Annotated in this window: 12 protein-coding genes and 1 other annotated feature; of the genes, 2 read left to right on the top strand and 10 right to left on the bottom strand. The window is 27.3% G+C overall.

The features are described from left to right. Window positions 1–39 precede the first annotated feature (39 nt). From J7M87_RS11290 to J7M87_RS11265, 6 genes are all read right to left on the bottom strand, one after another. A complete protein-coding gene (locus J7M87_RS11290) occupies window positions 40–849 on the bottom strand; it encodes a MurR/RpiR family transcriptional regulator (protein ID WP_291651152.1) in 810 nt (269 codons plus the stop codon). Between the two features lie 90 nt (window positions 850–939). Beyond that, window positions 940–1,359, bottom strand: a complete 420-nt coding sequence (locus tag J7M87_RS11285) for a PPC domain-containing DNA-binding protein (RefSeq protein ID WP_291651151.1) — start codon at window positions 1,357–1,359, stop codon at window positions 940–942. 380 nt (window positions 1,360–1,739) lie between these two features. Further along, the gene (locus J7M87_RS11280) at window positions 1,740–2,156 is read right to left on the bottom strand and encodes a GNAT family N-acetyltransferase (protein ID WP_287594959.1); all 417 of its coding nucleotides are present in this window, start codon (window positions 2,154–2,156) and stop codon (window positions 1,740–1,742) included. A 472-nt stretch (window positions 2,157–2,628) separates the two neighbouring features. Beyond that, a complete protein-coding gene (locus J7M87_RS11275) occupies window positions 2,629–2,883 on the bottom strand; it encodes a small acid-soluble spore protein Tlp (protein ID WP_291651150.1) in 255 nt (84 codons plus the stop codon). Between the two features lie 165 nt (window positions 2,884–3,048). After that, the gene (gene brnQ, locus J7M87_RS11270; protein ID WP_291651149.1) at window positions 3,049–4,395 is read right to left on the bottom strand and encodes a branched-chain amino acid transport system II carrier protein; all 1,347 of its coding nucleotides are present in this window, start codon (window positions 4,393–4,395) and stop codon (window positions 3,049–3,051) included. 111 nt (window positions 4,396–4,506) lie between these two features. Then, window positions 4,507–4,766: a binding site (T-box leader), on the bottom strand. Between the two features lie 56 nt (window positions 4,767–4,822). Further along, window positions 4,823–5,164, bottom strand: a complete 342-nt coding sequence (locus J7M87_RS11265; RefSeq protein ID WP_291651148.1) for a zinc ribbon domain-containing protein YjdM — start codon at window positions 5,162–5,164, stop codon at window positions 4,823–4,825. Window positions 5,165–5,567: 403 nt separating this feature from the next. On the opposite strand from J7M87_RS11265, the gene J7M87_RS11260 reads away from it, so the two are divergent. Then, window positions 5,568–5,735 carry a hypothetical protein gene (locus tag J7M87_RS11260; protein WP_291651147.1) on the top strand — a complete coding sequence of 56 codons (168 nt, stop codon included), beginning with the start codon at window positions 5,568–5,570 and terminating at the stop codon, window positions 5,733–5,735. A 97-nt stretch (window positions 5,736–5,832) separates the two neighbouring features. Here J7M87_RS11260 and J7M87_RS11255 read toward each other — a convergent pair whose 3' ends face one another. Further along, the gene (locus tag J7M87_RS11255; protein WP_291651146.1) at window positions 5,833–10,458 is read right to left on the bottom strand and encodes a phosphodiester glycosidase family protein; all 4,626 of its coding nucleotides are present in this window, start codon (window positions 10,456–10,458) and stop codon (window positions 5,833–5,835) included. A 298-nt stretch (window positions 10,459–10,756) separates the two neighbouring features. Beyond that, the gene (locus J7M87_RS11250) at window positions 10,757–13,639 is read right to left on the bottom strand and encodes an ABC transporter substrate binding protein (protein WP_291651145.1); all 2,883 of its coding nucleotides are present in this window, start codon (window positions 13,637–13,639) and stop codon (window positions 10,757–10,759) included. A gap of 260 nt (window positions 13,640–13,899) precedes the next feature. Between J7M87_RS11250 and J7M87_RS11245 the strand changes: the two genes are divergently transcribed. Beyond that, complete coding sequence (locus J7M87_RS11245) at window positions 13,900–14,541, top strand: undecaprenyl diphosphate synthase family protein (RefSeq protein ID WP_291651144.1); 642 nt, start codon at window positions 13,900–13,902, stop codon at window positions 14,539–14,541. 130 nt (window positions 14,542–14,671) lie between these two features. Here the strand turns inward: J7M87_RS11245 and J7M87_RS11240 are convergent, their stop codons facing one another. After that, window positions 14,672–15,106 (bottom strand): hypothetical protein, encoded by a 435-nt coding sequence (locus J7M87_RS11240; RefSeq protein WP_291651143.1) that lies wholly within the window; start codon window positions 15,104–15,106, stop codon window positions 14,672–14,674. A gap of 200 nt (window positions 15,107–15,306) precedes the next feature. Next, window positions 15,307–16,755 carry a TrkH family potassium uptake protein gene (locus tag J7M87_RS11235; protein WP_291651142.1) on the bottom strand — a complete coding sequence of 483 codons (1,449 nt, stop codon included), beginning with the start codon at window positions 16,753–16,755 and terminating at the stop codon, window positions 15,307–15,309.

The raw sequence follows: 16,755 nt of genomic DNA, 5'->3' as shown, positions 1-16,755 counted from the left end.
AAAAGCATGGTATAATTAATAAATTACCCATGCTAAAGTTTATATATTAATGCTTTCCTTTAACTTTTTATACTTAAAGGTTATAAAATCTGTAATAACTTGATACAATATAGCATGTGTTTGAACTTCAGAACTATGCTGAAAGTCTATACACAAGTCTACATAAGGATGATTTTCCATATTCTTATTTGCAGTTATTACTACTATTTTAGCTTTTGTCTGCTTAAATACATTTTTATTTATATTTCCCTGCATCATTTGATACTTCTTTATATAATCACCAGAATTAGTGAATATTATAATTAATGTATCTTCTTTAGCATTTTTTATAAATTCATCTTGTTTAATATCATGCATATGAGAAATAATATATTTTCCATTGTATGCAAGCTTAGTTTGAAAATCCATAGCTGCTGATTCAGAATATAAAAGTCCAAAAGCCGCTACTTTATCATATTTAATTAAATCCTTAGCTAATTCCTCAATTTTATTCATATCTAGATTTGATTTAATAATTTCTAAATCATGAATAATTGTATCTATATATTCTTCATTTGTATGACTTTCCATAAACCCAATTATATTATCATTATAGTTTAAATAATTAGAAGACTTATTACTTCTATATGATGCTGCTGCCTTAAGTTCAAGAAAATCATCAAATCCTATATGCCTTGTAAATTTTGAAATTGTAGATTTTGATACAAAGCATAAATCTGCTACTTCTGATATAGTCATATTTTGTATAGAATCATAATTACAAAGTAATATATTAGCTATATGATAATAAGTCGAACTTTCTTTTCCATCATTTAAAATAATTAATAATCTATTTAATAATGTCCCCATCAAGAATTCTCCCTTTAGTTTAGTTACTAATTCATTTATCATTTGATTTTTAAATTTGTCTAGTCTAATATTTAAAATAATCTATTATAGTTAAAATTCTATAAGATTTAATCCTATATTTTCATCATACTTTCTTCCTATAGCTCCATTTACTCTATCTATTATTATTTCTGCCGTTGCACTGATTATAGCTTTATTTAAATGTCCACCTATACATTTTCCTTTTAAATTAGCAAATGTTCCATGTATATGTAGATATACTTCCTCATTCATTATCGAAATATTTCCAGTAATATTTGCGATTTCAAAATCATCTTCATGAGTAGTTGAATAATACTTCTTTTCATTTGGCTTAAATAAGCCTACAACTACATGATTAGTAGCTCCTAATCCTGATATTGAACCAGCTATTATTTTTTGTTCTTCACAAACTTTTTTAATAGATTCAATAACTTCTTCACCTTTTTCTAATCTTAAAATAATTCTTTCACCAAATACTCTATAATTCATTTTTCATTCTCCATTTCTTAAATATGATTTTTCTAAATCTTCACTAACTTTACTCTTATTTTGATTTTACCATAAAAATAAGAATCAGGAATATCAATTGTTATATTCTTGACTCTTAAAATAATTGTATTTTATCGTTGTAATACTGAAAATTTAACATTATCTATATATACACTATTTATTAAATCATCCTCTCATACTGTTCCTTTTTCTAAATCTTTTAATTCACCTAATGTATATTATGTTTATAATAAAATAAATTTAAAAGGTGTACAATCTATCTGTACATCCCACTAGTAGATATTACTCTAATTAATATTTTATATTTCTTAATAGTAAAAAAGTTCCCTAGAGAAACTCTAAGGAACTTTATCTATATATTAAAAGCATTTCGCCATTTTTATTATTCTTTCACCTAAAAGTACTTTATCAAATACTTTATCGTAATCTAATTTTTCATAGAATTTACTCACTTTTTCATCTTTTGCAAGTAATGATATACCTTCATACTTTTCTTTTTTAGCAACTTGCTCTGCATATTTCATTAGTTTTTTACCTATTCCAAACCCTCTTGCTTTCTCGTCAGTAGCAATATTGGCTATATATAAATTTCCTCTTCTACATTCTCTAAATAGCATGTATTTAACTCTTGTAATTAAATAATAAAACTTTTCACTAAAGCCATCCATTTTTCTAATTTGCTTAAAGTCAGTTTTTATACTTAATCTATCTAGTTCATCATAAGGTATTAATATCATTGCACCTAATACTTTACCATCTGCTACTGCTACTGTTATATATTCAGTACTATACCTTGATCCTTTTGTTTTTATTAATGTTTTTAAATTATCTAAACTCTCCTGCTTAGATTCTCCCCCTCAAACATAATCAGGATGTACTTCTGTACAATAAATCAGATTAGCTATTGCATCAACATCTTGATTTGTTCCTTTTCTAATTATAATTTTATTCTTTTCCATATTTTTATTCCTCCCACACAGATTTTAATTTACTGTATAGTCTTATTATATATGAACATACCCTATTTATCATTGATATTTGTACTGTATTAGTTGTACTAATATGCTTAAAATGCTTTTACTCCAAACCAATAAAACATATAAAAATACAACAAAAGCCATACTAAAAAATTAAACATTAAATTTTACCTTAAGTATTAACATTAAGTAAAATTTATATTTCATTTTTGTATGGCTTTTGAAATTTTTTATAGATGTTCTAAATTAAATTCTTATAAATATAAAATGGTTATTTGTAGGAATTTTCATTTGATAACAATTCTGATTTAATTTCATTTGCTATTGCTTCATCTTTTATTTCCTTACGAAGTCCTTTTAAATCTCTTTCTCTCTTTTCATTTCTTTCTTCTAAAGTCTCAACTGTTTTGGGATCATCTGTTTTGTCAATCATTTCATTAGCTAAATTAATATTTTCTAAAACGTTATCGATATTTTGCTGTATTCTTGCCACATTATTACTTCTATCATCAGGATTATTTTTCATTTTAATACCTCCTATAAATTAAACTACATTAATATGATGTTCAATATATATTAGTTTATACTTTATTAAATATGAGGTTGTTATACCAAAAAAGGAACTTATAAAGCTCCTTTTCTATTTTTTATATTTTTTTAATTGCATGCAATTCATTTTTTATAAACAATACTAATCACTTATTTTTTCTGAAAAAATTTTATTTTCTTTTAAAAATTCTTTAACAAATTTAACACATAACCCTATAACAATTCCTGCTATAGCTGGAGTTATCCATGCTAATCCTTCATTATAAAGAGGTAAAAAAGTAATAGACTTTGTAATAAACCCTATTTTAATCCCAACTTGTCCCAATGCATCGATTATACTAACAATTCCTGTAAATAAAATTGTTAAACTATAAATTAAATGATCTTCTTTAAATATAAAATCTAACATTGAAAGTACTATAAGCATTATAGCTATTGGATAAATTGCATTTAATACAGGTACTGATATACTAAGAATTTTTGTTAATCCCATATTAGCCAGAAGCATACTAGATACAGTTAATATTCTAACCCAATTTTTATATGATATTTTATTAGTTAATGTAGAAAAATATTGACTACATGAAGTAATTAGTCCAACACACGTTGTTAAGCAAGCAAGAGTAAATATTAAAGCAAGTAATATTGCACCTGGTTTCCCAAATATATAATTAGTTACATTTGTTAATGTTTGCGCTCCATTTTCAGTTAATCCAAATCTTCCTCCACTTGCTGCTCCTAGGTGTGCAAGTAATGCATAAATAACTGCTAATAGTCCCCCTGCAATTAATCCAGCCCTTATAGATAAAGAAACTACAGTTTTTTCATCATTTATACCTTTAGATTTTATTGCTAGAGCAATCACTATTCCAAAATTTAAAGCTGCTATTGTATCCATAGTTAGATACCCATCTAAAAATCCTTTAAAAAATGGTGATATTTCATAACCATTTGTTGCAGCGCCATATCCACCTAACGGCTTTATTAGTGATCCAACTATCATAATTAAAATTAGAAGTAATAAAGTAGGAGTTAATACCTTCCCCATACGATCTACTAATTTATTTGGTGATAGTGAAAGCCAATATGCAACTGTAAAAAATAAAAATGTGTATATAAATAAAGATATATTAATTGATATACTTTCTGGTAAATATGGCGCTACTGCCATTTCAAAAGGTAGACTACCTGCCCTTGGAATTCCAAGTCCTGGTCCAATTGATAAATATATTAAAACAGTAAATATGCTTGCAAATACTGGATTTACTCTCTTTGCTAAATTAGTCAATCCTCCAGATTTTGCTACTGCTATCACTCCTAATACTGGAAATCCCACTGCTGTTATAAAAAATGCACTCATAGCTATCCAAGTTTTTTCCCCAGCTGCCTGAGCCATAAACGGAGGAAAAATTAAATTTCCTGCCCCAAAAAATAAAGAAAAAAGCATAAGTCCTATAAATAATAAATCTCTTTTTGATAAATTTTTCATATTAATGTTCCCCCTAATTAACTGTCTTTATACTTTAATTTAATAATCTCACCTTCGATATCCATAAAAAGCCCCCTCTTTTTAGGAAATAAAAAAACCGTCCCTTGAAAAACAAGGGACGGAAATATCCGCGTTACCACCCTAATTCTATAAAATTAGTTTATAAATATAATAAACCTTTTATAGCACTTAGCTACGTATCTAACAATACGCCTATCTTTTAACGGTGAAAGACTCCGGCAATACCTACTAAAGTTCAGCATTGCTTCTCAGAGATGATTTTCAGCTAATTTTTGAACATTGGCTTTCAGCACACACCAACTCTCTGTTGAACAAAATAATAACTTACTTTTTCTCTTCATAGAATTTTTATTTCCATATATTTGTTAATATAATATATCTAATTTTATTTTCTGTCAATACTTTATTAAATCTTTTTAACAAATTCTGACTTTAACTTCATAGCACCAAATCCGTCAATTTTACAGTCAATGTTATGATCTCCATCAACTAAACGTATATTTTTTACTTTTGTACCTTGTTTTAATGCTGATGAGCTTCCTTTTACCTTTAAATCTTTTATTATAGTAACAGAGTCTCCATCATTTAAAACATTTCCATTTGCATCTTTTACTACTTTTTCATCTTCATTCTCATTATTTGCTGAGTCTAAAGTCCATTCATGTGCACATTCTGGACACATTAAAAGACTTCCATCTTCATAAGTATATTCTGAATTACATTTTGGGCAATTTGGTAAACTTAGCATTAATTCATTTCCTCCATTAGTTAAATATTTAAGTTTGTACAATATATTAATTAAAATATTGTTCTTTCTAAAAAAATATATAAGGAAATTCTTATATATTTTTATACTATCATACTCACATTATATTTACAATTACTATACTTATTTGTTCTTATAAAATTAATTTTTATATACATATTTATTACTATTTTCCATTATAATATAAATCTATCTATATTAATTTTTTTAACCTTATACTGTAGTTTTCAAATATAAAACTTGTAAGCAAGTTCTTGATTCAGCTCAAAGTTGTAAAAAGAATAATTTTGAAAAATATAATAAGTTATGTTATCAAAATACAAACCAAATAGACGACTTCTTAAGTTCTGCTAATCCTAAATACTCAAACAAAATTTTAAAGAGTATGTTATATATTCATTTAGATTTGATTCTAGAAGCAGTCAATGCTAGACTAAAAAAAGATTGGAAAGCAGATATTGATGCATTTGATAAAGGAGAGGATCATATGATTATGTTTGCAGATATACTTTCTTATGGAATAATCAAGCAATTTCCAGAAAAGTTCAAATAATATCTGATGTAATAATTATTTCAAAGTAATTTAAATAAATTTGCTTTCTCTAAAAGAATACCTCTAACCTTATATTAAAAGATTAGAGGTATTCTTTTTACATTAAATTCTTTTTATACTTTTTGTTTAGTGTGACTCCAATTAATATTAGTGCCAATGAAATAATAATTATCAACTTAGAGCTATATAAATCTCCAGTTTGAACAAGCTCTCCTTTCGAGTTTTCTCCTAGTGAATTATTTTCATTTATAGATCCATTATTATTTTCATTGTTACCTCCCTGCTCGCCACTACCAGCATTATTTTCATTATTACCATTATTATTTTCGTTATTACTTTCACCATTTTCCGAACCATTTTCACCACTTCCATCTGATTCTTTAATAATAAAACTAATGATTTTAGTAGATTTATTTCCTGATTTATCAGTAGCTTCTACAGCAAACTCATATTTTCCTGCCTTTGCTATTTCCTCTCCATTATAAGAACTCCCATTTAATGTTGATATTATTTCTGCTTCTTCATCAACGGATACTTCAATTTTAATTTTAGAGTCTATATAAACTCCATTATCTTCTACTCCATTTATTGTTATTTCTGGAGCCCTTTTATCCAAGTTAAAATCATCTATTATAGTTCCATCAGGCTTTTTAGAAACAACTCTAATATCACCCTTATTAAACTCTAAAGTAGTGTATATAACTGTATTTTCATCATTATACACTTCAAAACTTCCATCATTAACAGCTTCATAATGTTTTGGTCCAGTAGTTCCCCCAACTATATATATTGTTCCACTTTTATCCTCTATTCCATTTTTTAATCTCTTTGTTCTACCATAAGCATGGTCATGTCCTGAAAATACTAAATCTATCCCTAGTTCTTCAACTACAGGTGGTAACATTTCCTTTATCAATTCATTTCCTCCATCAGGATTAGTATAATATGGAGGTTGATGAGTTAATAGTATTTTTAACTTCTTATCTGAATTATTTATATCTTCTTCTAACCATTCTAATTCCTTTTTAAGTAACTCTTTGTCAGATGTAAAGCTAATTACACTAAAATGAATATCATTATAATCTACTGAATAAACCCCTCCAATATTATCTTTAATTCCATTAGTAGGAGTATTAAATATATTTTTTGCTTTGTCTGCACTCGGATCTCCCATATATTCATGGTTTCCTAAAACATTTATCATGTCAATTGAGTTAGCTTTACTATACTTTCCAAAAAGTGAAGTTATAAAATCCCACTGATTAAACAATGATGAATCATCTATAAAATCTCCAAGGTGTATTATAGCATCAGAATCACTATGCTCATTTTCAATTATATTTAGTATATTATCTAACTCTGATAAACCCTGTTCTGATGGTGACTGAGTATCACCTAAAATAATGAATTTCATATTTTCTTTATCCTCTAGTGTTGTAAACTCTATAAATTCAGACCAATTTTCACCATCACCAACCCTACACATATAAGTTGTTCCTGGCTCCAATCCTGTTATCTTTACCTTGTTTGATCTTACTATCCCATTCAAATTTATATCACTATTTCCACTAAAAGTAAGATTAGTATATTCACCTTCCAATCTCTTTGTATTTATTTTATTTTTCAATAATCCTTTTGAATTATATTTAGATTTCGTTATATATTGGACTATTGCCTTATCCTCAGATGTTAATGGATTAGACATCCAAGATATTGATTTTTGTGTTTTAGCATCTTCAGTAGTTCCAAATAGTATATTTGAAGGGATCTTATCTTTTAATGGAGCATAAGATTGAGTCTTAATTTTTATAGAGGATAATCCTTCCTTTTCAGCATATATAAAAAACTTTTGTACTTTATTAGTCAATTTATCACTAGCAAGTATACCTTTTGAATTAGTCTTTCCTAAATCAACTTTATTTCCATCTTCATCTTCCATTATTACATTTACATCTTTAACCGCATTACCAAGAACATCAGTAACTTTAATTACACCTGGCTTCCCTACTAAGATTTCTTCTATAGATATGTTATATGCGCTAACTACAGGTATTTTTCCTATTCTAGAAGATGAAGTTGCTATAAAGTTATCTTCTTTTTCAAGAATATACTCCATCAATGAATTAATAATCTCAAAATTAACATCTGAGTCTAGTTTAGCTGTATTAGGTATTTTAACTTTTATATTAGCTAATATATTTTCTCCATTTGTTAAGCCTTCATTTTCGCAATATATATCTAGCTCTCCTGAATCGCTATTGTAGTTCCATATACCATTTTTAGATAAATTAGAAAAATCTACACTTTCTACTAAAAATCCATTATCTATATTTATTTTTGTCTTTAAATTTTTTATCTCATTCCCTGAAATAGACTTTAAAGCTAAATCTAAATATCCTCCTAATACTGCTTCATTATTAATAGAATCAATAGTAATCTTTGATGAATTAGTATCTATATTAAAATACTCAGTTTTAGTAGTTTCATTTCCAAAGTTATCTTGGGCAACTACTTCTACTCTATGAGTTCCATCAGCCCACTTGTATCCTGACAAAGAAACAGTCCCATCTTTATCATAAGAAAAATGGCCTTCTTTTCCCGTATAATCAATTCCATCGACTAATATTCTTACTCTGTCCCAATTAATTCCTGTTTTATATTGATCATCTTCATAATCATATAATCTAGCTGTAATATTAACATCATTTCTATTATAATCATTATCAGCTATATTGATAGATTCAATTACAGGTGCATATAAATCGTCTACTTTATTTCCATATACAGCTCTAATATTATCTATATAAATGCTTCCTTTAGTCATAGGTCCCTCTCCTGGAAGTCCTGACTTTAATGACATTAGTCTTATTCCTTGAGTTGGATGTATAGAAAATGGTCCTATAAAAGTATCAGGTATTTCAGCCTCTATATACCTCCACCCCTCCCAATCAATTCCCGGATTTTGATTTGATAAATCAATGGTTTTACTTTTTCCATCTCCGGCTATTAAATTCATTCTAAGCCAGTATCCATTTGCCTCTTTGGTAGCATAAACCCACATACCAATGGATTTTGGACTTCCTTGAATTAATATATTTTCTCCTGGGCCAGCATATACACCAAGAGTAGTCCCTATTTGTGCATTTGTAAAATCATAATTTATCTTTAAAGAATGATCATCAAATCTTGTAGGCTCCTCTGGATATGTTGTAAGTGCTAAAGATCCACTTTCCCCTCTATTAGCTGTAGAAAATCCCCATTTTTCTAATCCATTTTCAAAGTCTTCTAATATTATTGGTAATTGCCCTACTGTTACATTTATGCTTGCAGATATATTTGTCCCTTTTAAAGTAACTTTAATTTCTCCAGAGGAATTTTTATCAGACGAGTGTAAAACTCCATCCTTATCTACTGTTCCAATGCCTTCTGGTACTTCCCAAATTATATCTTCTTCATTACATTTAACATTTCTTTTATTAAATAAAGTATTTAACCCTAAATCTTTACTTTGATTTTTATCTAAGCTTACCTCTTTACTATAGAAATAAATCTCATCTGGTTTTGCTATTTCAAAATTAGCTTCTCCTACGACATTTTCTTTATATTTTAATAATACTTTGGCTTGCCCTTCTTTACCTGTAGATGAAAATAGTCCAGTGCTACTGTCTATTTTACCAAAAGAATTATCAGAAATACTCCACTCTAAACTTTCTTTTGGTAAACTGGCAGAAGATCCAGATGCATCCATTCCTTTTGCACTAAACTGTATGTCCGAATATGGTGTAAAGCTTTTTTCATTTGGTTCAATATATGCTGAATTAAATTCATGAGTTATAGGCTCCTTAGATATTATCATCCATGAATTAGCAACACTTCTTTCTGAGTTATCTGATGGTCTATTTTTAACCTCTAAATTATCTGTCCCAGGTATTCTAGATAAATGTGTAGTTGATCCACCTCCATCTAAATTGAGTGCATTAATAGCCCCCATAGAAATCATTAACTGTGCCAAATCATTCATTGATAATCCTGCTGAATATGGCTCCTGCCTTCCATCTACAGTTATAAAGAATACGTTTCCATTATCTTTTATACCAACTGCCGTTCTAGGTTCTTTATCAGCTCCAGTTTGAGGAGTTTCAAAAACTTGTCCCTCTTTAACTAATAAAGCATTTCCGCCTAAAGCTTCTTCAATATTATCTTTTACTTCATTGAATTTATTATAATCTCCAATTACTGCTGAACCATCTTTTAATATTCCAAAAAACTTCCTTGATTCTGGATGATTTTTAATTATTACCCCATCTTTTACTAAAACACCATTTGGCTCTCCTGTTGCCATATTATAAAAATCAGCATTTACACCAGCAACTACATTCTCTCCCTTTGCTAAAAGTGCTTCTGCTTGCTTTCTTACTGGTTGTAATCCATAAGCACTTTCATCATTAGGAGTCGAAGCTTCTATACTTACATTTTTGTTTTTAGTATCTATTTCTATTACGAAGCTTTCGATTCTTTTACCTGTACTATCTTCAAATGTATAACCTTTTTCAGTAACACCTGGTGCTAAATTTAAATTATAGTTATTTATTGCTTTAGATATAATTGGTGATGAAACACCAAAGTCCCCCAAAGCCTTTGCATTAAGTGGTGGAATAAAGTTAATTAAAATAGAAATAGCAATTAACAAACTAGCAATTCTCATTTTTACTTTTTTACTCATAAAACATCCCCCTATTAAAATATTTTATAAATATATTTTAACCCCTGAAATTAATATCTCAGGTTTTAATTGCAGTATTTCATGCTATTACAAACCTTTATAGATTTTATTTCATCATTATAAATTTAAAACGAAATATCATTACATAAAGTCTATCATACCTAATCTTCAATGTAAATATTTTACATATTGTATTTTTAATTTATTTTATTATTAAATTAAATAAATTACTTACTTTTTAAATATTGTTATTTTTTCTACTTTAATATAAAAAATGAAGAGTATTATTTCATACTCTTCATTTCATAAGTAACTCAAATTCATCTGGTGAAATAGGTTTACTAAAATAGTATCCTTGTATTCTATCACAGCCCATTTTATATAAAATATCAAACTGTTCCTTTATTTCCACACCTTCTGCAACAACAAGTATATTCATTTCATGTGCAAGCTTTATTATACATTCAACTATTACTCTATCATTTTCATTTATATGTATATTATCTATAAATGATTTATCTAATTTAAGCTTATCAATTGGAAGTAAACTTAAATAACTAAGAGATGAATATCCAGTTCCAAAATCATCTAATGCTATTTTAACCCCTAAGTCTTTTATGTCATTAAGTACCTTTAAATTTTCTTCTATATTATTCATAACTATACTTTCTGTTATTTCAATTTCTAAATATTCTGATGGTAATCCACTTTCATCTAATATATCTTTTATTGTATTCAAAAAATCACTTTGATAAAGCTGGCTAACTGAAACATTAACAGCTATAGTCATTGGTGTGATTCCTTTATCAATCCATTCCTTATTCTTTATACACGCATTATATAAAACCCATTTCCCAATTGATATTATTAATTCACTTTGCTCCGCAAGTGGTATAAACTCTATTGGTGAAACATTTCCAAAAGTATTGCTTGTCCATCTCAATAAAGCTTCTGACCCTATAACTTTGGAGTCAATCATATTTATTTGAGGTTGATATAACACTTCAAACTCTGATTTATAAATAGCACTTCTAAGTCCCTCTATTAATTGAGATTTTCTAACTATATCCTTAGACATACTCTCATGATAAAATAAGTATCTATTTTTACCATTTTCTTTAGCTTTATACATAGCTATATCTGAATTTTTAAGAAGTTCTGATTTATTTTTAGCATCATTTGGGAAAATACTTATACCAATACTTACACTTGTAAAAATATTTTTTTCTTTAATTTTAAATGGATTCTTAAATAATTCTAGAATTTTAATAGCTAGATCTTCAGCCTTACCTTTTTCATTAATATGTAGGCTTAATATTAGAAATTCATCTCCATCTAATTTACATATAAATTCATCATTATCTAAAACCTTCATAAATTCTTTTGCTATGCATTTTAAAAATTCATCTCCATAATCATGTCCTAGCATATCGTTTATATTTTTAAAATTATCAATATCGATTAAAAATGCTGCACCGCTATATTGATTTTTTAAACCTCTTAATAATTCATCATCAACTTTATCTAAGAACATATGCTTATTAGGTAACCCTGTTAGTTGATCGTAAAAGGCTAAAGTTTCAATTTTTTCCTCTGCCTTTTTCCTCTCAGTAATATCTGAAATAGATCCTGAAATCTTTACTGGATTATTTTCACTATCAATTAATGCTTTACCTCTTATAAATACCCACTTAATATTATTAAATATGTCAACTACTCTACATTCAACATTAAAATATGAAGATTTTTTATTTAAATGTTCTTCAAACAATGATAATACTTTTTCTAAATCTTCCTTTAATATTATTTTTTTAAATGTATCTATTAGATCCTCTGAATTATGAATTGTATATCCAAGTAAACCTTCAAATTTATTTGATAAATAATGTTCTTTATTTTTAAAGTCATATTCCCAAATTATATCATTTGCTCCATCAACAGCAAGTTTATATCTTTCCTCACTAGCTTGCACCTCATTATATTGCATTTCTAAAGACTCTTCTGTAGCTGCAAGCTCTTCATAGACAACGTTTAGTTCATCATAATTTCTATTTAATTCTTTTTCTGTTATAATTCTCTTTTTTATATTAATAACTAATATTACTATAAGAATTACTAAAGACAGAATTATTATAGAAACTATATATATTTGAATTTTATATGTACTATAAAATGAAAAAGGTTTATTAATAATATTATAATTGCTTGGAAGTTTGTCTATAGACATATCATATTTACTTAACTCATTATAATTAAATATAAATTTGCCAGGTGACTCTCTTTGAATAGGTATATTTTGCACATTCTCACCATTTAAAATATTTAAGGCCATCTCTGCTGCAATTTTTCCTTGACTATATCCATCTATTACTTTTCCACCAATAATATTATCTGATAATAAAAAATCCCAACATACATATATAGGTATATTTAATTCTTTTAGAGATCTATTAATTTCATCATATGGAATATAGTTGCCGTTTTCCGATTTTAATTGTCCTATTATTAAAATCGCTGTCTCTTTATTTAAATTATTTATCTTGTCTAAAATTTCTGATACATCAACATCTCTATAAAATTTGAAATTAATATCATAGCTATACTTCGATATCGATTTTCTAGCTAGTTCTTCATTAAATTTTCCAGAAGTCATAGAATCTGATATAATAATGATATCTTTTACATCTTTTTGAAAAAATAATATACTATCTATTGTTGACTCTACATCTACAGCTTCTACTACTCCTGTGTAATTTGGCTTTCCTTGAAGTATTTCATCATTAAAATTATTTATTCCACAAAATACAACCGGAACATCTCCAAAAATATCCTCTCCATAGTTTATCATAAAATTTAGCGCATCATTATCTGAACATATAATTATATCAAATTTAGTATTCTTATATTTCTCAGTATAAAGCTCATTTAATATACTTATATATGTATCACCACTATTATTTTTTAGGTCCATAAACTCATAATATAATAATAAATTATCATCTGTTTCTATAGTTTTTTCTATACCTTCTTGAATATCTCTAGTCCACTGTAATTCCTCACTATATGAATTCAAAATTAGTATATTTTTACTTGATTTCGCCTTTATAGGAACTTGAAAATTTAAGATAATAAATAACAATATTATGAATGAAAACATTCTTTTTTTCAGTTTTCCACTCATTGCATCCCCCTAACCATAAAATAAATTATTCATTCTGTATTTATTTGTAATCCTTTTTTATTACGATTCTTTTTAGTTGCACTATAATTTAACATAGGGTTTCATAAAATAATTATACTCAATGATATCGCTTTTTTCTACAATAAAAAACAAAAAGTACCATTAATTATTTAAATATTACTAATATATATATATTTACGACTAATTTATATTATTCTGGATAAAATACTATTATTATTTTTAATTTTTATGGAGGAAATATGAGAATACCAGAACATATCGGAATAATTCCTGATGGAAATAGACGTTGGGCCCTATCAAATAATTTGAGTAAAGATAAAGGATATTCACATGGAATAAATCCAGGACTTGAAGTATTTAAACTTTGTCAGAAGGAAAATATTAAAGAAGTAACATTTTATGGTTTTACCATAGATAATACTAAGCGTCCTTCTGAACAAAAAAATGCATTTATAAAAGCTTGCATTGATTCTGTTATGCTTCTAACAAAAGAAAATTGTGAAATACTAGTAATTGGAAATACTGATTCTGATGTCTTTCCAAAGGAGTTGCTTCCTTTTATAACAAGACAAAAATTCGGAAATGGAGGTATCAAAGTAAATTTTTTAATTCATTATGGATGGGAATGGGATTTGAATTTATTAAAAGAATCTAACTCCTCTAAAAAAAATATTTTACCTTATATTCATTCAGAAGATATTTCTAGAATTGACCTTATTATAAGATGGGGGGGAAGAAGACGCCTTAGCGGATTTTTGCCAGTACAATCTGTTTATTCAGATTTTTACGTAATAGATACATATTGGCCTGATTTTAATTCTGAAGATTTCTATAGTGCCCTGAGTTGGTATAATGAACAAGATATTACTCTTGGTGGTTAAAGTTTATTTAGTAAAAAATAATTAATTGATATTATACTTATATATTTAAGAGAGTGTAAATTTCATAAACAGATATAATAGACTCTTAAAATAATTGCTTACGATTATTTTACACTCTCAACTGTACTCCTTAATAATACCTTTCGCGAACCTCGCTTGTGAAACCATAATCAATAATGACTGGTTCACCCTTAACTATTCCCCAGCTACTAATCCTGCATAGATCATTTCTCAACAAATTATATCTATATACAATATTCTGAAATTCTCTTAAGCTAAAGAGCTCGTCAATACTTCTAACATTAAAATAATTAAGAATATCAGTAATACTGTTTATTTTATCTGCTTTTTGCATTACTAGATAATTAAAATTTGAAGAGACCTGCATAACCTTTGCAAACAAATCAGAGGAATCCATTGACGAAATTTGATATTCCACCCTATTTTGCGCTATTCCAGCTAAATTTTTTGCCACTTTCATCACATATCCATTTCCTAGGTCAAATACTCTTCGTGATGAACCTGAACCAATGTATTTATAAAACATTCTTCTCTCGTTAAACATAATTTACCACTCATTTCAATTATTCATTTGATAAAAATCTAAATAGAAATATTAAGGAATATTCTTCATATTATTCTATTCAGTTTGCAGTAAACTAGTTCACATTTTAAATTCCCTTCTCCTTTTTTAAACTTAAATTAATAAAAAAAGGATATCTAAAGCTATTACTTTAGATACCCTTAATTTATATCGAATTTTATTTAATAAGTCTTTTTCCAAATTGATTTACTAAACATAATTAACATGGGGTATATTTCTAACCTACCAGCAAGCATACAAAAAGATAGTATTATTTTACTTAATGGTGAAAATGCTGAAAAGTTACCTGTTGGCCCTACCATTTCAAATCCTGGTCCAACATTACTTATGGCAGTTAATACAGCTGTTGATGTTGTAACTAAATCAAACCCATCAAATGCAACAATAAACATGGCAATTAATGAAATCACAATATAAGCTCCTATAAATAAGAGTACTCCAGATATAGTTTCTTCATCTACTACTTTTCCATCTACTTTAACACTTTGTATTCTTTTAGGATGCAATATTTTATCTATACCACGTCTTATAGCTTTTAGCATTATAACTATTCTTATTGTTTTTACTCCGCCACCTGTAGAACCTGCCATTGCTCCTGCTATCATAAGCCCCATTATTATAATTTTACTAAGTGTTGGCCACAAATTAAAATCTACAGTTGCATATCCTGTTGTTGTAATTATAGATGCAACTTGAAATGATGATTGCCTTATTGATTCATTTAAACTTCCATTATTAAAATCCAAAATATTTATTGTTATAAATATAATAGATACTAAAATCATTAATAAATAATACTTTAGTTCTTCACTTTTAAAGAAACTTTTAATATTTCCTCTTATTGCTTGAAAATATAATGCAAAATTAATTCCAAATAATATCATAAATATTGTTATTATCCATTCAACAGCAGGGTTACCAAAGGCAGCAACACTTGAATTCATGTTAGAAAAGCCACCTGTTCCTGCAGTTCCTAATGCATGTATTATAGCATCATACGCTGAAAGTCCTGAAATCATTAATAAAATAGTCTGTATTATAGTTAAAACAAAATATATTATGTATAAAATTTTAGCAGTTTCACTTATTTTAGGAACTATTTTACCTGGGTTTGGCCCAGGACTTTCTGCTCTTAATAAATATATTGTATTAGATCCTAAAGATGGCACTAATGCTAATATAAAAATTAAGAATCCCATTCCACCTATCCAATGAGTAAAGCTTCTCCAAAATAATATTCCCCTTGGTAATGATTGAATTTCTTTAAGTATTGATGCACCTGTTGTTGTAAATCCCGATACTGTTTCAAAAAATGCATCTATAAAAGATGGTATTGCTCCACTTATAACAAATGGTATTGCTCCAAAAATTGCTATTACAATCCATGATAGTCCTACAGTTAAAAATCCTTCTTTTGCATACATACCTTTTTCTTTAATTTTTATCCTCCGTAAAATTAAAGCTATTGGCATCATCAAAATAATTGTTATTAAGAATGCAAAACTATCACCATCTCCATACCCTAGTGCTATTCCAAAGGGAATTAATAAAAGTATTGATTCATATAACAATACATTTCCTAAGACCTTTAGAACCATTTTATAGTTCAT

The organism is Clostridium sp., assembly GCF_017888565.1.
In the GTDB taxonomy this organism is placed as follows: domain Bacteria; phylum Bacillota; class Clostridia; order Clostridiales; family Clostridiaceae; genus Clostridium.
Note: the sequence above shows the minus strand (reverse complement) of the source record. Positions and strands in the feature narration are given on the sequence as shown.